The organism is Pseudomonas sp. MM213, from assembly GCF_020423045.1.
In the GTDB taxonomy this organism is placed as follows: domain Bacteria; phylum Pseudomonadota; class Gammaproteobacteria; order Pseudomonadales; family Pseudomonadaceae; genus Aquipseudomonas; species Aquipseudomonas migulae.
Map to the genome: position 1 here is coordinate 5,199,667 of NZ_CP081943.1, position 17,193 is coordinate 5,216,859.

Here is a 17,193-nt window from a genome sequence, read left to right on the forward strand (position 1 = left end):
CTCGTGTGAAGTGTTGCTTTATGAGGTCGGCATTTTAGAGGTTGCTCAGATGGGGTAAAGTCATTACCTATCTGTGCGGGAGATGGGTTAGCCATGAACATTCAATGGAATCTGGAGCAGTTGCGTTTGTTCGTCAGCGTTGCCGAGCAGCGATCGTTTTCCGCTGTGGCGCGGGACCAGCGCAAGGCGCAGTCGGCGGTCAGCAGTTCGATAGCGCTGTTGGAAGAAGACCTGGGTGTGAGCCTGTTCGACCGCAGCAGCGGCCGGCAGCCCAAACTCACTGAGGCCGGCAATGCGTTGCTGGATGAGGCGCGGGAAGTGCTGCGTCAATGCGAGCGCCTGAATGGTCGGGCGCTGGCAATGACGCGCGGGCAGGAAGCTCGCCTGCGCGTGGCTCAGGATGAGGCGATGCCGTATCAGCCGATCATTGAAAGTTTCGAAGCCCTGGCGAAACAGTTTCCCAGCCTTGAAGTGCAATTGACCAGTGCTGCCCAGGGCGATGTGGCGCGCAAACTGGTGGAGCGTCGGGCCGATCTCGGTTTGTTGTTTTATCACGATCAGATTCCCGAGGCGCTCGAACGGCGAGTGCTGGGCAGCGTCGAAATGGTCACGGTGTGCGGCGTCGGGCATCCATTGGCAACGCAGGCTCCGGTCGATTGTCAGCAACTGGCGCAGCATCGGCAGTTGCTGATGTCGACCCAGTCCAGCGTGTATCCCGGCAGCGAGCCGGCCAGCCCGCAGGTCTGGCGGGCCGACAGTTTCTACGTGATGGCCGAATGGCTGGTGCGTGGCCTCGGCTGGGCCTGGTTGCCACGGCACGTGGTGCAGTATCCGGCGTATCAGGGGTTGATGGTCGAACTGGCCAGCGAATGGACGCCGCCGGCGTTGGTGGTGGAGCTGGTCTGGCGCCGCGATGAACCGCTCGGCCCGGCGGCCCGTTGGCTGGCGGAACGTTTTGCCGTGCACTTGCAGGCGATCGGCGAAAAAACCGATAAACTCCGCCGCCATGAATAGAACTCTCTACACCGCGCTGTTTTACCTGGGGCTGCCACTGGTAGCGATTCGGCTGTGGCTGCGCTCGCGCAAGGCCCCGGCGTATGCCAAACGCATCGGCGAGCGTTTCTCCTTCGGGCTGCCGGCGATGAAGCCGGGCGGCATCTGGGTGCACGCGGTGTCCGTGGGCGAAAGCATTGCCGCAGCGCCGATGATTCGCGCGTTGCTGCAACGTTATCCCGCACTGCCGATCACCGTGACCTGCATGACGCCGACGGGCTCCGAACGCATCCACGCCTTGTTCGCCAACGAGCCGCGCATCCAGCACTGCTATTTGCCTTACGACTTGCCATGCGCGGCGGCGCGGTTTCTTGATCGGGTCCGGCCAACTCTGGCGGTGATCATGGAAACCGAACTCTGGCCAAACCACATACACCAATGCGCCAAACGCGGGATTCCTGTGGCGCTGGCCAACGCACGATTGTCCGAGCGTTCCGCCAAAGGCTATGGCCGCTTCGGTAAATTGACTCAGCCGATGCTCGCCGAAATGAGCCTGTTCGCCGTGCAGACCGAAGCCGAGGCCCAGCGCTTCCGCGATTTGGGCGCCCGTGCGGAAACGGTTGAGGTGACCGGTTCGATCAAGTTCGACCTGACCATCGACCCGCAACTGCTTCAGCGTGCGACCGAGTTGCGTGGGCAATGGCGGGCGCAGGAGCGTCCGGTGTGGATCGCCGCCAGCACTCACGACGGTGAAGACGAAGTGGTGCTGGCGGCGCATCGTCAACTGCTCGACAGTCATCCTGATACGTTGCTGATTCTGGTGCCGCGTCATCCGGAGCGTTTCAACGCGGTGTTCGAGCTTTGCAGGCAACAGGGCTTCGCCACGGTGCGTCGTTCCTCCGGCGAACCGGTCACCGCCGATACGTCGGTGTTGCTCGGCGACACCATGGGCGAGTTGCTGTTTTTGTATGCCCTGGCCGACAGCGCTTTTGTCGGCGGCAGTCTGGTGCCGAACGGTGGCCATAACTTGCTGGAACCCGCCGCGCTGGCGAAACCGGTGCTGAGTGGGCCGCACCTGTTCAACTTCCTCGAAATCGCCGCGCAGTTGCGCAGCGCCGGGGCATTGCAGGAAGTGGAAGATGCCGAGGGGCTGGCGCTGGCGGTGCAGCGACTGTTCGAATTGCCGCGCGATGCGCAGCGAATGGCAGACGCGGGGCTGAAAGTGATGCGCACCAATCAGGGCGCGTTGCAGCGGTTGCTGGATGGGTTGGATCGATTGATCAATCGCTGACCTGTAGGAGCCAGGCTTGCCGGCGAAGACTTCCTTGAAATCGCCTTCGCCGGCAAGCCTGGCTCCTACGGGTTTTGCGTGAACCCAGAAGCGCCGTCACCCCACGAATCTGTAGGAGCCGGTTTATTACTGCCCCGGTTTTGCCTTTAACTGCTCAGCCGCAGCCTTGGCCAGGTCCGGTGGCAGGAAGTCCTTGTCCGGGTTGTAGTCAGCCTTGAGATAGCGCTTGAGGTCCTGCAAATCCCCCGGGTTCAGCGTGCCGGCGGCCTGCTTCAGGCGCAGGTTGTCGAGGATGTAGTCGTAGCGGGTGTTGTTGTAATTGCGCACCGAGGTGTACAGCTGACGCTGCGCGTCGAGCACATCGACGATGTTGCGCGTGCCCACCTGATAACCGATTTCGGTCGCTTCCACCGCGCTCTGGTTGGAGATGATCGACTGCTTGCGCGCCTGCACCTGCTCGACATCGGTGTTCACCGCGCGGTGCAGGTTGCGGGTGTTTTCCACCACTTGCCGACGCAGGCCTTCACGCTGTTGTTCGGTCTGATCCAGGCGTGAGTACGACTCGCGAACCTGCGAGCTGGTCAGCCCGCCGCTGTAGATCGGGATGTTCAATTGCAGCGCCAGCGTGCGTTGCTCGACGGGGCCACCATACGGCTGGCCGAAGCCGTTCGGGTTGCTGAAGCCCAAGGCATCGTTATCGCCTTTCTCATACTTGGCCACCGCATCCACCGTCGGTGCGTGGCCGGCCTTGCGCTGCTTCAGGGTTTCTTCGGCGGCGCTGACCGCGTAGTTGCTGGCCAGCAGGTTCAGGTTCTGTTTGGCGGCGGTGTCGACCCAGGCCTTGGCGTCGTTCGGTGCCGGCGGCAGGATCGGCAAGGTGTGGACGATGCCCTGAATCGAGTTGTACTGACGGTTGGTCAGGGTGATCAACGCTTCAAACGCATCATCCACCTGACGCTGCGCAACGATCCGGTTGGCCCGTGCGGTGTCGTAACTGGCTTGCGATTGCAGCACGTCGGTCTTGTCCGACAGGCCGACATCGAAGCGTTCGTTGGACTGGTCGAGCTGACGCTTGAATGCCGCTTCCTCAGCCTTGGTCGAGGCCAGGTTGTCCTGGCTGCGCAGCACGTTGAAGTAGTCCTCGGCGGTTTGCAGGATCAGGTTTTGCTCGGTCGCCGAGAGTTGCAGGGCGGCTTGCTCATTGACGTCCTTGGCGGCCTGGTACTGGAACCAGCGATCGGCACGAAACAAAGGCTGAGCCAACGTTGCCTGATAGGAATTGGCGCTACGGTTGGCAACGGACGACGGTTGATCGATATCGGTGCGCACGTTGGCCAACTGGGCGCCACCGGAAATATTCGGCAGCAAGCCGGCGCGCGCCTGGGGCACGACTTCTTTCTGCGCGCCGTATTGGGCGCGGGCGGCGGCCAGGTCGGCGTTGTTGTCCACCGCTTCCTGGTAGACGCTGACCAGATCGGTCTTGGTCGATAAGGGCGCTTCTGCTGCCCAGGCCATTCCATTGGAAGCACAAGACACGGCAAGGGCCAGTGAGAGTTTGCGCAGCATGAGGCCATCCCTAAAAATTACACTGATAATTTGAGCGCCAAAGGTACGGCGCAGCCCACTCAGCGTCAATGCGCGACATGGCCGTTGCGAGTGTAGTTGCGCATACGTGCGGCAACAATCGTCTGATTGCGCCATTCATCATGGTGTTTACTGCGGTGTTGGCGTTCTTTGTCAGTTGTGTCTAGACTGGCCGGGTTCTTGTCGGGGTGCCTTGCTATGAGGCTGAGATCGAATAATTTCGGATCCCGTTGAACCTGATCAGGTTAGCGCCTGCGTAGGGAACAAGATTTCTCGTCACCCGGCGAGTCCTCTTGTGCTTCGTCCGGGATGTTGTTCGACAATCGAACACCCCTCGAGCACTGAGCACAGCACTGCTGGTTTTCCCAGCGCCCGTGCGTCCATTCGATTACAGGTTCGCTCCGACAAAAATCCACTGCCTGGATGTGTTCGGAGAGCCCGTGATGACGATAAAACCAAAAAACATAACGAACCTGAGTGACTCGGCCCAAGTCGATCAACAATCGGTTCAACCGTTTACCCGCTCGCAAAAAATCTACGTTCAGGGCTCCCGCCCGGACATCCTCGTGCCGATGCGCGAAATCAGCCTTGATGTGACCCCGACCGACTTCGGCGGTGAGATCAACGCGCCGGTTGTCGTGTACGACACCTCGGGTCCGTACACCGACCCCAACGTGATCATCGACGTGCGCAAAGGCCTGGCCGACATCCGCTCGCCGTGGATCGAAGCCCGTGGCGACACCGAGCGTCTGCCCGGCCTCAGCTCGAACTTCGGCAAGGAACGCCTCGCCGATCCGGAGCTGACCAAGCTGCGATTCGCTCACGTGAACAACCCGCGCCGCGCCAAGGCCGGTGGCAACGTCACGCAAATGCACTACGCGCGTCAGGGCATCATCACGCCCGAGATGGAATTCGTCGCCATCCGCGAAAACATGAAGCTTGAAGTCGCCCGTGCCGCTGGCCTGCTGGATCAGCAACACGCTGGCCACAGCTTCGGCGCCAGCGTGCCGAAAATCATCACCCCCGAATTCGTTCGTGAAGAGATCGCCCGCGGTCGCGCGATCATCCCGGCCAACATCAACCACACCGAACTGGAACCGATGATCATCGGCCGTAACTTCCTGGTGAAGATCAACGGCAACATCGGCAACAGCGCACTGGGTTCGTCCATCGAAGAAGAAGTGGCGAAACTGACCTGGGGCATCCGCTGGGGCGCGGACAACATCATGGACTTGTCCACCGGCAAGCACATTCATGAAACCCGCGAGTGGATCATCCGCAACTCGCCAGTGCCGATCGGCACCGTGCCGATTTATCAGGCCCTGGAAAAAGTCGGCGGCGCTGCCGAAGACCTGACCTGGGAGCTGTTCCGCGACACGCTGATCGAACAGGCCGAACAGGGCGTCGATTACTTCACCATCCACGCCGGCGTGCTGCTGCGCTACGTGCCGCTGACCGCCAAACGTGTGACCGGCATCGTTTCCCGTGGCGGTTCGATCATGGCCAAGTGGTGCCTGGCGCACCACAAAGAAAACTTCGCCTACACGCATTTCGAAGAGATCTGCGAAATCATGAAGGCCTACGACGTCAGCTTCTCGCTGGGCGACGGCCTGCGTCCGGGCTCGATTGCCGACGCCAACGACGCCGCGCAATTCGGTGAGCTGGAAACCCTCGGCGAGCTGACCAAGATCGCGTGGAAGCACGACGTGCAAACCATGATCGAAGGCCCGGGCCACGTGCCGATGCAGTTGATCAAAGAGAACATGGACAAGCAGCTCGAGTGCTGCGACGAGGCGCCGTTCTACACCCTCGGCCCGCTGACCACTGACATCGCGCCAGGCTACGACCACATCACCTCGGGTATCGGTGCGGCGATGATCGGCTGGTTCGGTTGCGCGATGCTCTGCTACGTGACGCCGAAGGAACATTTGGGCCTGCCGAACAAGGATGACGTGAAGACCGGGATCATCACTTACAAGATCGCCGCGCATGCCGCCGATCTGGCGAAGGGGCACCCGGGCGCGCAGATTCGCGACAATGCCTTGAGCAAGGCGCGATTCGAGTTCCGTTGGGAAGACCAGTTCAACCTGGGCCTCGATCCGGACACCGCACGTTCGTATCACGACGAAACCTTGCCGAAGGATTCGGCCAAGGTCGCGCATTTCTGTTCGATGTGCGGGCCGAAATTCTGCTCGATGAAAATCACCCAGGAAGTCCGCGAGTACGCGGCCAACCAGCGCATCGAGACCGTCGACGCCGAAGTCGCCCGGGGATTGGCGGAACAGGCAGAGCGGTTCAAGCAGGAAGGCAGTCAGCTGTACAAGAAGGTTTGATCTGACCTGAAAGGGTGGGGCCTGCACAGGCCCCATCGCCAGCAGGCTGGCTCCCACATTTCCCCTGTGGGAGCCAGCCTGCTGGCGATAGCGATCCACACAACAACAAATGTTCCTCTGAGATAACACCCTTGAGCATTCAACCCAGCACTTATTCACCCGACATCGCGGTGCCGACCGACAAACGTGTCTTCGGCGGCCGCGATCTGTTTTCCCTGTGGTTCTCCCTCGGCATCGGCCTGATGGTTTTGCAGACCGGCGCATTGCTCGCGCCAGGTCTTGGCCTGTCCGGTTCGCTGCTGGCGATCTTTCTCGGCACGCTGGTCGGCGTTCTGCTTCTGGCCGCTGTCGGCGTGATCGGCAGTGACACCGGCCTGTCATCGATGGCCGCGCTCAAACTCAGCCTCGGTGCGAAAGGCGCGAGCCTGCCAACGGTGCTGAACCTGCTGCAACTGATCGGTTGGGGCTCGTTTGAAATCATCGTCATGCGCGACGCTGCCAGCCTGCTCGGCGCGCGTGCGTTCAGCGAAGGCAGTCTGTTCTCCAGTCCGCTGCTCTGGACGTTGTTCTTCGGTGCCTTGGCGACCTTGCTGGCCGTCAGCGGTCCGTTGACCTTCGTGCGCCAGATCCTGCGCAAATGGGGCATCTGGCTGCTGCTGGCCGCGTGCATCTGGCTGACCTGGAACCTGTTCGCCAAAGCCGATCTGGCGGCGTTGTGGGCGCAGGCCGGTGACGGTTCGATGCCGTTCGCCGTGGGCTTCGACATTGCCATCGCGATGCCGCTGTCGTGGCTGCCGCTGATCGCCGACTACTCGCGTTTCGGCAAGCGTGCGAAAAACGTGTTCGGCGGGACGGCGATTGGCTTCTTTATCGGTAATTTCTGGCTGATGAGCCTGGGCGTGGCTTACACCCTGGCGTTCGCGCCGAGCGGTGAAGTGAATGCCTTGCTGTTGGCGTTGGCCGGTGCCGGCCTGGGGATTCCGCTGCTGCTGATTCTGCTGGATGAGTCGGAAAACGCGTTTGCCGACATTCACTCGGCGGCCGTTTCCAGCGGGATTTTGCTGCGCTTGAAAGTCGAACACCTGGCGTTGGCCATCGGTGTGGTCTGCACCCTGATCGCCTTGTTGGCGCCATTGGCCCAGTACCAGAACTTCCTGCTGTTGATCGGTTCGGTGTTTGCGCCGCTGTTCGGCGTGGTGCTCGTGGATCACTTCATCCTGCGTAAACGCAGTGCTCAAGTGGCGTCAGCCGCATTGCGCTGGCCGGCGCTGCTCGCCTGGCTGGGCGGGGTCAGCACCTATCACTTGCTGGCCAATCTGTATCCGGACATCGGCGCAACCCTGCCGTCGTTGATTCTGGCAGGGCTGTTGCAACTCGTGCTGGGTCGGGCCTTCAGTTACGGCCGGGAAACAGCTCGGGCTTGATGATGCCGTTCAGGCGAGGGTAAGGGATCTTCAGTTCGACGTGGCCCAGCGCGTAAGGCGCGATGGTGCTCACGTCGTACTTGAGGATCACCCCGCCGTAGGTCAGCGCTATGTTCTGGGTTTTCTGGAACGGCCAGCTCTTCACGAACTCCGGTTCCTGATCGAGCTTGGTGCTGATCAGCCAGCTGTTGTGCGCAACCTGCGCCGCTTTCCAGAACGCCTCTTCCTGACCTGGCACCAACATGTCGGACAAGGTCAGCACTTTATGCTGCTGGCGCGAATAGTTGATGAAGCTGCGGCCCGGCGTGCCATGTGCACCGCCGGTGTCCAGGTAGCTGGAAAATTCGACGATCACCAAGCCGTCATGCTGCTCACGTACCTTGGCTTGCAAGTAACTGCTGTAGCGCGGGCCGGCGGTGCGCAAAAACTCATCGCGATAGGCCGCCAGCGTCGGTGCCACCGGGGCATCGGGCGAGGTGCGGGTCATTTGCAGCAGACGTTTTTCGACAATGCCGTCCAACTGCGGCTCGGCGGGAAAGCGCAGCGTATCGATGTTCACCAGCGGGCAGTCAGGTGTCGTGCAACCCGGTTTCAGCTGTTCGGAAGCATCGCGGGTAGTCTCCAGCGGCGCCCGGTAGTTGGGCTGGAACAGGCTTTGGCAAGCGCCCAGGGTCAGGGCGATTGCGGCCACGGAGGCGATTTTAAAAAGCGACATGGGCGTCCTTCGTAAAACAGGGAAAGGCAAAAAGTTATCCGCTTCGACTCTCAACGAAGCAGTCAGTTCGCCACTAAGCTAATTAGAGTTGGTTTCGCCCTCACCGTCTATCCCGCTGACTGGAAAGGGGCTGCATCAAACGGCGCGGGCGCGTTAGGATGGCGCGAAGTCGAGGTTGCAAGTAACCAAAAGGAGCCTCGGATCGGACTAGCAGTAAACGAGGATTGTCATGACTGATTTTGCCAACGCCATTCCGATCGCCGTTGATATCGTTCGGCGCGAAAAGTGCTACGAGGGTTTTTACAAGCTCGATCGCGTGCACTTGCGCCACGAGTTGTTCGCCGGTGGCATGAGCCGCGAAATCAATCGTGAAGTGTTTGTTCGCCACGATGCGGTCTGCGTGTTGCCCTACGATCCGCAGCGCGATGAAGTGGTGTTGATCGAGCAGTTTCGCGTCGGCGCCATGGGCAAGACCGACAATCCCTGGCTGATTGAACTGGTCGCTGGTCTGATCGACAAGGATGAAGTGCCGGAAGAAGTTGCTCACCGCGAAGCGCAGGAGGAAGCTGGGCTTGTATTCGGGGCGCTCTGGCCGATGACCAAGTATTTTCCATCGCCGGGTGGCAGCAATGAATTCGTGCATTTGTTCCTGGGGCGTTGCGAGACAACCGGGGTCGGCGGCCTGCATGGGCTGGAGGAAGAAGCAGAAGATATCCGCGTCACGGTCTGGGCGTTCGAGGATGCCCTGCAAGCCGTACGCGACGGACGAATTGCCAACGCGGCCAGCATCATTGCCTTGCAATGGTTAGCTTTGAACCGCGCTGAAGTGAGGGGGTTATGGTCGTAAACAAGTTGCGCGATCGCTACCGGGTGGACCTCGTGGGGCTGCAAGCCTCTTGCGAGGCCAACTACGCGCGCCTGATGCGACTGCTGCCGGACATGCGCAACGAGCCGGCGGCGCGGCGCATTGCCGTGACCCACGGCGAGCAGATGCTCGGCGTGCTGGCCCTTGAAGTGCTGCAGGTCTGTCCATACACCACGACCCTGCAAGTGCGTCAGGAACACAGCCTGCCGTGGCTGCCGGTGCCGCAACTGGAAGTGCAGGTCTATCACGACGCCTGCATGGCCGAAGTGGTCAGCGCCGAACATGCGCGACGCTTTCGCGGGATCTATCCTTACCCGAACGCCTCGATGCACCAGCCGGACGAAAAGGCGCAGCTGAACATGTTCCTGGGTGAATGGCTGAGCCATTGCCTGGCGTGTGGGCACGAATACGCCGTTGTGCGTTGAGCTCGCTAGATGTGAACTGCGTCAGCTTCTCGGATTTCCTCTTTCGTTCGTCCCCCAGCATAATCGCGGCATTCCACTTATCCCGTGTTTAGCCCTGGGAGAACGCCTTGCCGAGCGTATCCACTTTGACCCCCGCCGATTCGGCGTTGCTGGTGCAACTGTCCGACAGCCATCTGTTTGCCGAAGCGGACGGCACGTTGCTGGGCATGAATACGCGCGACAGCCTGCAAAAGGTCATCGAGCTGGTCAGGCAGCAACAGCCGCAGATCGATCTGATCATTGCCAGCGGCGATCTTTCCCAGGACGGGACGCTGGAGTCGTATCAGCAGTTTCGCGATCTGACCCGGCAACTCGATGCACCGGCGCGCTGGATTCCCGGCAATCACGACGAACCGCAGATCATGGCCGCAGCCGCCGTGCACAGCGCGCTGCTGGAACCAGTGGTGGATGTTGGCAACTGGCGCGTCACGTTGCTCGACTCGGCGGTGCCGGGGTCGGTGCCGGGGTATTTGCAGGATGAACAATTGCAGTTGCTGGCGCGCTCGCTGAGCGAGGCGCCGGAGCGCCATCATCTGGTGTGCTTCCACCATCATCCGGTGTCGATCGGGTGTGCGTGGATGGAGCCGATCGGGTTGCGCAATCCCGAGGCGCTGTTTGCCGTGCTGGACCGCTTCCCGCAGGTGCGCGCGGTGCTTTGGGGGCATGTGCATCAGGAAATCGATCAAGTGCGTAACAACGTGCGCCTGATTGCCTCGCCCTCGACCTGCATTCAGTTCGAGCCGGGCAGTGAGGATTTCAAGGTCGGCGAGCAGGCGCCAGGGTATCGGTGGTTGCGGCTGTTGCCCGATGGTCGGCTCGAAACCGGCGTAGAGCGCGTGACCGGGTTCGACTTTCAGGTCGACTACGGTTCCAACGGCTACTGAATATCTGCGGTGCTGCCATCGCCAGCAGGCTGGCTCCCACAATGAATCCGCGTCGTGCACAAATCCCTGCGGGAGCCAGCCTGCTGGCGATGGCGTCCGCTCAGACGACATGAATTCCACGGATATCCCCGATTCCCCCGACACCCTGTAAACTCCGCCTTCTTTACCCGACGCACAGGGAGTTCAAATGTCCGGTTCGATCCTTTATATCCACGGTTTCAACAGTGCGCCTTCGTCAAAAAAGGCCACTCAGTTGATCGAAGTGATGGAGCGTCTGGGCTTGAGCGATCAACTGCGCGTTCCGGCCCTGCATCACCATCCGCGCGAGGCCATCGGTCAGCTCGAACAGGCAATTTCGGAGCTTGGCCGGCCACTGCTGGTAGGCAGCTCACTCGGCGGCTACTATGCGACTCACCTGGCCGAGCGCCATGGCTTGAAAGCCCTGTTGATCAACCCCGCCGTCAGTCCGCACCGGATGTTCGACGGGTATCTGGGGACGCAGAAAAACCTGTATACCGATGAGGCCTGGGAATTGACCCACGACCATGTGACGGCCCTGGCCGAGCTGGAAGTGCCGGCACCCCAGGACCCGCAGCGGTATCAGGTGTGGTTGCAGACGGGCGACGAAACGCTGGATTATCGCCTCGCCCAGCAGTATTACCGGGCCTGTGCCTTGCGCATCCAGGCCGGCGGCGACCATAGTTTCCAGGGTTTTGCCGGGCAATTGCCGGCAATGCTGAGTTTTGCCGGCATCGGCGCAGATTTGTATCAGGCGATTGATTTCACTGCACTGTGAGTCTTCGCCTCTATTTAATAGAACATTTGACGACGAGACCCCATGGCCACTCCCAGCGCTAGCTCTTATAACGCAGACGCCATCGAAGTCCTCTCGGGCCTCGACCCGGTGCGCAAACGCCCCGGCATGTACACCGACACCAGTCGGCCGAACCACCTCGCCCAGGAAGTCATCGACAACAGCGTCGACGAAGCCTTGGCCGGGCATGCGACGTCGGTGCAGGTCATCCTGCACGCCGATCACTCCCTGGAAGTCAGCGATGACGGCCGTGGCATGCCGGTGGACATTCACCCGGAAGAGGGTGTGTCGGGCGTCGAACTGATCCTCACCAAGCTTCATGCGGGCGGCAAGTTTTCCAACAAGAACTACCAGTTCTCCGGCGGTCTGCACGGGGTGGGTATTTCGGTGGTCAACGCCTTGTCGACCGAAGTCCGGGTGCGCGTGAAGCGCGACGGCAACGAATACCAGATGACCTTCGCCGACGGTTACAAGAAGACCGAGCTGGAAGTGGTCGGCACCGTTGGCAAGCGCAACACCGGCACCAGCGTGTTCTTCGCGCCAGACCCGAAGTACTTCGACTCACCGAAATTCTCCATCAGCCGCCTCAAGCACGTGCTCAAGGCCAAGGCCGTTCTGTGCCCGGGGCTGCTGGTCAGTTTTGAAGACAAGGCCACCGGCGAGAAAGTCGAATGGCATTACGAAGACGGCCTGCGCTCCTACCTGGTGGACGCGGTCAGCGAATTCGAGCGCCTGCCGGACGAGCCGTTCTGCGGCAGCCTGGCCGGTAACAAAGAAGCGGTCGACTGGGCGCTGCTGTGGTTGCCGGAAGGTGGCGACAGCGTGCAGGAAAGCTACGTCAACCTGATCCCGACGGCCCAGGGCGGTACGCACGTCAACGGTTTGCGTCAGGGCTTGCTTGATGCCATGCGCGAGTTCTGCGAATTCCGCAGCCTGCTGCCACGCGGCGTGAAGCTGGCGCCGGAAGACGTCTGGGAACGCATCGCCTTCGTCCTGTCGATGAAAATGCAGGAGCCGCAATTCTCCGGCCAGACCAAAGAGCGTCTGTCGTCCCGCGAAGCGGCGGCGTTCGTCTCCGGTGTGGTCAAGGATGCGTTCAGCCTGTGGCTCAACGCTCACCCGGAAACCGGCATGCTCCTGGCGGAGCTGGCGATCAACAACGCCGGCCGTCGTCTGAAGGCCAGCAAGAAGGTCGAGCGCAAGCGCATCACCCAAGGCCCGGCACTGCCAGGCAAGCTCGCCGACTGCGCCGGGCAGGACCCGATGCGTTCCGAGCTGTTCCTGGTGGAAGGTGACTCCGCCGGCGGTTCCGCCAAACAAGCGCGGGACAAAGAGTTTCAAGCGATCCTGCCGTTGCGCGGCAAGATCCTGAACACCTGGGAAGTCGACGGCAGCGAAGTGCTGGCCAGCCAGGAAGTGCACAACATTGCCGTGGCCATCGGTGTCGATCCGGGTGCGGCGGACATGAGCCAGCTGCGTTACGGCAAGATCTGCATCCTCGCCGACGCCGACTCCGACGGTCTGCACATCGCCACGTTGCTGTGTGCGCTGTTCGTCCAGCATTTCCGCCCGTTGGTGGATGCCGGTCACGTCTACGTCGCGATGCCGCCGCTGTACCGAATAGATTTGGGCAAAGAAATCTACTACGCCCTCGACGAAGCTGAGCGTGACGGCATTCTCGACCGTCTGGTGGCCGAGAAGAAGCGCGGCAAACCGCAGGTCACCCGATTCAAAGGTCTGGGTGAAATGAACCCGCCGCAACTGCGCGAAACCACCATGGACCCGAACACCCGGCGTCTGGTGCAACTGACCCTGGAAGATTTCGAAGCGACTTCGGAAATGATGGACATGTTGCTGGCGAAGAAACGCGCCGGTGATCGTAAATCCTGGCTGGAATCCAAAGGCAACCTGGCCGAGGTTCTTGGCTGATGCGGGTTGGCTTTGCCCTGGCGTGTGCGTTACTTCTGACCTCGGCTTCGGCGTTTGCCGAGCCGGCACCGGAGTTGCGCCTGTTGTCCGAGCATCCCGTGGAGGGCATGCGCGGCGGCAACCTGTCGGGGCTGGCCCAGTGTGGCAAGAATCTGTGGGCCGTTTCCGATCGCGACGACGATCAGATCTACCGGCTCGAAACCGGCGACACGGTCTGGCAGGCTGAAACCGTGCGCATCGGTGTGCCGCCGGTGCCGGACAGCGATTTGCCCTGGGGTTTGCGTTCGCGAACCTGGGTGGCGTCGTTCGCGCGCGGCGGGGACCTGGATTTTGAAGGCATCACCTGCGACAGCGCCGGCAATCGCTACATCGTCAGCGAGTCCCATGCGGCGATTCTGCAAGTACCGCCCGTTGGGCCGACGTCCTGGCTGAAGATTTCGCCGATGCTGGTTCGCGAGGCGCGGGCCAGCGGCATGTTGTTGCACTTCAATGCATTGTTCGAGGGCCTGGCGATCAATCCGGAGGGCGACCAGTTATGGTTGGCCGCCGAGCGTGAGCGCCGAGGACTGCTGTTGATCAAGCGTCAGCAAACGGTCTGGGATTGCGACGGCGGCTGCGTGCTGCTGAGCGAAGCCGGGATGGAAATGCAGCCGGCGAAATTTCCCAAGGCCAGAGCCGTGTCGCGGGATTTCGCCGATCTGTCGTTGTTCAACGGCAAGCTGTTCACCCTTGAGCGCAACGCGTTCGAGATTTGTCGCCGTGACGCGGTGACGGCCAAGGTCGAGCGTTGCTGGTCGTTTGCCGACGAGGCATTGCAGGAGAACCGTCGTTATCCACAGGGCTATGGCCTGACGGAAGCGCTGATCGTCGACGCCGATGGCGCCTGGGTCGGCATTGATAACAACGACGGTGCCCGTGCTGATGGCGAGTATCGCCCGGTCGTCTGGCGCTTTGCCGCGCCGGAAGGTGGCTGGAGTGCCAAGCCATGACGCCGCAAACACCTGGAAAACGCGCCGGTCGGGTGTTCATGGTGCTGGCCTGGTGCGCAGCGCTATTTCTGGCGACACGGTTTTTCGGCCAATGGGAGGAGCGGCAGCAAAATCCCAACGTCGTCGTCAGCTCGGAACAGGGCGAAGGTTTTATCGAAGTGAAACTGGCCAGCAACACCCAGGGGCACTTCGTCGCCAGCGGCCAGATCAACGGCCAGTCGGTGGATTTCATGCTGGATACCGGGGCGACCGATGTGGCGATCCCGGCAGAAATGGCCGAACGGCTGAAACTTGAACAAGGCTTCGGGGTGACCCTGAGCACCGCCAACGGTCGCACCGAGGGTTATCGAACCCGTGTCGACCGGCTGCAACTGGGCGACATTGTGCTGCGTGATGTGCGCGCCATCGTCGTGCCAGGCCTGGATGGCAAGCAAGTGCTGCTCGGTATGAGCGCGCTGAACAAACTTGAATTTACCCAGCGCGGTGGCACCATGCTGCTGCGCCAGACAACGAACCGATGAGGCCCGCATGAGCGACTCCCTTGATCTCAGCCTGGACGGTGTAGAGCGCCGGTCACTGGCTGACTTCACCGAAAATGCCTACCTCAACTACTCCATGTACGTGATCATGGACCGTGCCTTGCCGCATATCGGCGACGGCCTGAAACCGGTACAGCGCCGCATCGTCTACGCGATGAGCGAGTTGGGGCTGGACGCCGATTCCAAGCACAAGAAGTCGGCGCGTACCGTCGGTGACGTGCTCGGTAAATTCCACCCGCACGGCGATTCGGCCTGCTACGAAGCCATGGTCCTGATGGCCCAGCCGTTCAGCTACCGCTACACGCTGGTCGACGGCCAGGGTAACTGGGGCGCGCCGGATGATCCCAAGTCCTTCGCCGCCATGCGATACACCGAAGCGCGGCTGTCGCGTTATTCCGAAGTGCTGCTCAGTGAACTGGGCCAGGGCACTGCGGACTGGGGCCCGAACTTCGACGGCACACTCGACGAGCCATTGGTGTTGCCGGCACGTTTGCCGAACATCCTGCTCAACGGCACCACCGGCATTGCCGTGGGCATGGCCACCGACGTTCCGCCGCACAACCTGCGCGAAGTCGCGACCGCCTGCGTGCGTTTGCTCGATGAGCCAAAAGCCACGGTCGAACAGCTCTGCGAACACATTCAGGGTCCGGATTACCCGACCGAAGCGGAAATCATCACGCCGCGTGCCGACCTGCTGAAAATGTACGAAACCGGCAAGGGCTCGGTGCGCATGCGTGCCGTGTACCACATCGAAGACGGCGACATCATCGTCACCGCGCTGCCGCATCAGGTATCGGGCGCCAAGGTGCTGGAACAGATCGCGGCGATGATGCAGGCCAAACCGTCCAAGGCCCCGCAGATCGCTGACCTGCGTGACGAATCCGACCACGAGAACCCGTGCCGGATCGTGATCATTCCGGGCGCACGGAAAAACTTCGACCACGACGCGCTGATGCAGCACCTGTTCGCCAGCACCGAGCTGGAGTCGAGCTACCGGGTCAACATCAACATCATCGGCCTGGATGGCAAGCCGCAGCTGAAGAACCTGCGTGCGTTGCTGGTTGAATGGCTGGAGTTCCGCGTTCAAACCGTGCGTCGTCGCCTGCAATTCCGCCTCGACAAGGTTGAGCGTCGCCTGCACCTGTTGGACGGTTTGTTGATTGCCTACCTCAACCTGGATGAAGTGATCCACATCATCCGCACCGAGGAGCACCCGAAAGCCGCCCTGATCGCGCGTTTCGCCCTGAGCGAAATCCAGGCCGAGTACATTCTGGACACCCGTTTGCGTCAGTTGGCGCGACTGGAAGAAATGAAGCTGCGCTCCGAGCAGGATGAACTGCTCAAGGAACAAGCCAAGCTGCAAGCCCTGCTGGGCAGCGAAGCCAAGCTGAAAAAGCTGGTGCGCACCGAGCTGATCAAGGATGCCGAAACCTACGGCGACGACCGTCGTTCGCCAATCGTCGAACGCGCCGAGGCCAAGGCCTTGACCGAGCACGATCTGCTGCCGAACGAGAAAGTGTCCGTAGTGCTGTCGGAAAAAGGCTGGGTCCGCTCCGCCAAAGGGCACGAAATTGACGCCACCGGGCTTTCCTACAAGGCCGGGGACGGTTTCAAGGCCTTGGCGGCCGGGCGCTCCAACCAGTTTGCGGTGTTCATCGACTCCACCGGTCGCAGCTATTCGGTGGCCTCGCACACCTTGCCTTCGGCCCGTGGCCAGGGCGAACCGTTGACCGGTCGTCTGACGCCACCGCCAGGCGCCACGTTTGAATGCGTGCTGATGCCGGAAGACGATTCGCTGTACGTGATAGCCTCCGATGCCGGTTACGGTTTCGTGGTCAAGGGCGAGGACTTCCAGGCCAAGAACAAGGCGGGCAAGGCGCTGCTGAGCTTGCCGAACAACTCGAAGGTCATTCTGCCGCGCCCGGTGGCGGATCGTGAGAACAACTGGCTGGCGTCGGTGACCACCGAAGGTCGCTTGCTGATCTTCAAAATCAGCGATCTGCCACAATTAGGTAAGGGCAAAGGCAACAAGATCATCGGGATTTCCGGTGAGCGTGTGGCCAGTCGCGAAGAATATGTCACGGACATTGCTGTGCTGCCGGATGGAGCCACCTTGGTGCTGCAGGCCGGAAAGCGTACCTTGTCACTGAAAGCGGACGACCTCGAACACTACAAAGGTGAGCGTGGACGTCGTGGCAACAAACTTCCACGGGGCTTCCAGAGGGTAGATGCGCTGCTCGTCGAAAACCTCAATTAACCGCGCTAGAGCGCTCGATCTACGATTTAACGCGTAGATCGACGCTTTGCCGCTGGAGTCGGGACGCATATTCACGGATGATATGGCCTTTCCAAGCGCCGGCGTGGCCGAG

General features: G+C 61.1%; 14 protein-coding genes and 1 riboswitch. Of the genes, 12 read left to right on the forward strand and 2 right to left on the reverse strand.

Annotation, left to right across the window (positions count from 1 at the left end):
• Window positions 1-93 precede the first annotated feature (93 nt).
• Together K5R88_RS23720 and waaA are read left to right on the forward strand one after the other, a co-directional pair.
• A complete protein-coding gene (locus K5R88_RS23720; protein WP_008027889.1) occupies window positions 94-1,014 on the forward strand; it encodes a LysR family transcriptional regulator in 921 nt (306 codons plus the stop codon).
• Complete coding sequence (gene waaA, locus K5R88_RS23725; protein ID WP_226298472.1) at window positions 1,007-2,284, forward strand: lipid IV(A) 3-deoxy-D-manno-octulosonic acid transferase; 1,278 nt, start codon at window positions 1,007-1,009, stop codon at window positions 2,282-2,284. The genes K5R88_RS23720 and waaA overlap by 8 nt, the downstream gene beginning before the upstream one ends.
• 126 nt (window positions 2,285-2,410) lie before the next feature.
• On the opposite strand, the gene K5R88_RS23730 is transcribed toward waaA, so the two are convergent.
• A complete protein-coding gene (locus K5R88_RS23730) occupies window positions 2,411-3,850 on the reverse strand; it encodes a TolC family outer membrane protein (RefSeq protein WP_008027893.1) in 1,440 nt (479 codons plus the stop codon).
• 192 nt (window positions 3,851-4,042) lie between these two features.
• Window positions 4,043-4,148, forward strand: a riboswitch (TPP riboswitch).
• Window positions 4,149-4,311: 163 nt separating this feature from the next.
• On the opposite strand from K5R88_RS23730, the gene thiC reads away from it, so the two are divergent.
• Entirely contained in the window at window positions 4,312-6,201 is a 1,890-nt protein-coding gene (gene thiC, locus K5R88_RS23735) for a phosphomethylpyrimidine synthase ThiC (RefSeq protein ID WP_008027894.1), read from the forward strand.
• A gap of 131 nt (window positions 6,202-6,332) precedes the next feature.
• Window positions 6,333-7,625 carry a putative hydroxymethylpyrimidine transporter CytX gene (cytX, locus tag K5R88_RS23740; RefSeq protein ID WP_226298473.1) on the forward strand — a complete coding sequence of 431 codons (1,293 nt, stop codon included), beginning with the start codon at window positions 6,333-6,335 and terminating at the stop codon, window positions 7,623-7,625.
• Here cytX and K5R88_RS23745 read toward each other — a convergent pair.
• Entirely contained in the window at window positions 7,594-8,340 is a 747-nt protein-coding gene (locus K5R88_RS23745) for an RsiV family protein (RefSeq protein WP_008040407.1), read from the reverse strand. The genes cytX and K5R88_RS23745 overlap by 32 nt on opposite strands.
• 229 nt (window positions 8,341-8,569) lie before the next feature.
• Here K5R88_RS23745 and K5R88_RS23750 point away from each other — a divergent pair, with 229 nt between their 5' ends.
• The 8 genes from K5R88_RS23750 to parC all read left to right on the forward strand — a co-directional run bounded on the left by K5R88_RS23750 (window position 8,570) and on the right by parC (window position 17,081).
• Window positions 8,570-9,187, forward strand: coding sequence for an NUDIX domain-containing protein (locus K5R88_RS23750; RefSeq protein WP_226298474.1), 618 nt, complete (start codon window positions 8,570-8,572; stop codon window positions 9,185-9,187).
• Window positions 9,178-9,630 carry a DUF1249 domain-containing protein gene (locus K5R88_RS23755; protein WP_008027902.1) on the forward strand — a complete coding sequence of 151 codons (453 nt, stop codon included), beginning with the start codon at window positions 9,178-9,180 and terminating at the stop codon, window positions 9,628-9,630. The genes K5R88_RS23750 and K5R88_RS23755 overlap by 10 nt, the downstream gene beginning before the upstream one ends.
• 107 nt (window positions 9,631-9,737) lie before the next feature.
• On the forward strand, window positions 9,738-10,553 hold the full coding sequence (gene cpdA, locus K5R88_RS23760; RefSeq protein ID WP_226298475.1) for a 3',5'-cyclic-AMP phosphodiesterase: 816 nt from the start codon (window positions 9,738-9,740) through the stop codon (window positions 10,551-10,553).
• Window positions 10,554-10,740: 187 nt separating this feature from the next.
• Window positions 10,741-11,349, forward strand: coding sequence for a YqiA/YcfP family alpha/beta fold hydrolase (locus K5R88_RS23765; protein WP_226298476.1), 609 nt, complete (start codon window positions 10,741-10,743; stop codon window positions 11,347-11,349).
• Between the two features lie 42 nt (window positions 11,350-11,391).
• A complete protein-coding gene (parE, locus tag K5R88_RS23770; protein ID WP_008027908.1) occupies window positions 11,392-13,296 on the forward strand; it encodes a DNA topoisomerase IV subunit B in 1,905 nt (634 codons plus the stop codon).
• Window positions 13,296-14,285 (forward strand): esterase-like activity of phytase family protein, encoded by a 990-nt coding sequence (locus K5R88_RS23775; RefSeq protein ID WP_008027910.1) that lies wholly within the window; start codon window positions 13,296-13,298, stop codon window positions 14,283-14,285. Before parE ends, K5R88_RS23775 begins: the two co-directional genes overlap by 1 nt.
• A complete protein-coding gene (locus tag K5R88_RS23780) occupies window positions 14,282-14,806 on the forward strand; it encodes a retropepsin-like aspartic protease family protein (RefSeq protein WP_008027912.1) in 525 nt (174 codons plus the stop codon). Before K5R88_RS23775 ends, K5R88_RS23780 begins: the two co-directional genes overlap by 4 nt.
• Before the next feature lie 7 nt (window positions 14,807-14,813).
• Window positions 14,814-17,081: a DNA topoisomerase IV subunit A gene (parC, locus tag K5R88_RS23785; RefSeq protein ID WP_008027914.1), complete on the forward strand. Its 2,268-nt coding sequence runs from the start codon at window positions 14,814-14,816 to the stop codon at window positions 17,079-17,081.
• Window positions 17,082-17,193 lie beyond the last annotated feature (112 nt).

What these genes read in the sequence shown, in the direction of transcription:
- K5R88_RS23780 (WP_008027912.1), top strand. Translation starts at nt 14,282, where the DNA reads ATGACGCCGCAAACACCTGGAAAACGCGCCGGTCGGGTGTTCATGGTG.
- thiC (WP_008027894.1), top strand. Translation starts at nt 4,312, where the DNA reads ATGACGATAAAACCAAAAAACATAACGAACCTGAGTGACTCGGCCCAA.
- K5R88_RS23720 (WP_008027889.1), top strand. Translation starts at nt 94, where the DNA reads ATGAACATTCAATGGAATCTGGAGCAGTTGCGTTTGTTCGTCAGCGTT.
- waaA (WP_226298472.1), top strand. Translation starts at nt 1,007, where the DNA reads ATGAATAGAACTCTCTACACCGCGCTGTTTTACCTGGGGCTGCCACTG.
- K5R88_RS23765 (WP_226298476.1), top strand. Translation starts at nt 10,741, where the DNA reads ATGTCCGGTTCGATCCTTTATATCCACGGTTTCAACAGTGCGCCTTCG.
- K5R88_RS23775 (WP_008027910.1), top strand. Translation starts at nt 13,296, where the DNA reads ATGCGGGTTGGCTTTGCCCTGGCGTGTGCGTTACTTCTGACCTCGGCT.
- parE (WP_008027908.1), top strand. Translation starts at nt 11,392, where the DNA reads ATGGCCACTCCCAGCGCTAGCTCTTATAACGCAGACGCCATCGAAGTC.
- K5R88_RS23730 (WP_008027893.1), bottom strand. Translation starts at nt 3,850, where the DNA reads ATGCTGCGCAAACTCTCACTGGCCCTTGCCGTGTCTTGTGCTTCCAAT.
- K5R88_RS23750 (WP_226298474.1), top strand. Translation starts at nt 8,570, where the DNA reads ATGACTGATTTTGCCAACGCCATTCCGATCGCCGTTGATATCGTTCGG.
- parC (WP_008027914.1), top strand. Translation starts at nt 14,814, where the DNA reads ATGAGCGACTCCCTTGATCTCAGCCTGGACGGTGTAGAGCGCCGGTCA.
- K5R88_RS23745 (WP_008040407.1), bottom strand. Translation starts at nt 8,340, where the DNA reads ATGTCGCTTTTTAAAATCGCCTCCGTGGCCGCAATCGCCCTGACCCTG.
- K5R88_RS23755 (WP_008027902.1), top strand. Translation starts at nt 9,178, where the DNA reads ATGGTCGTAAACAAGTTGCGCGATCGCTACCGGGTGGACCTCGTGGGG.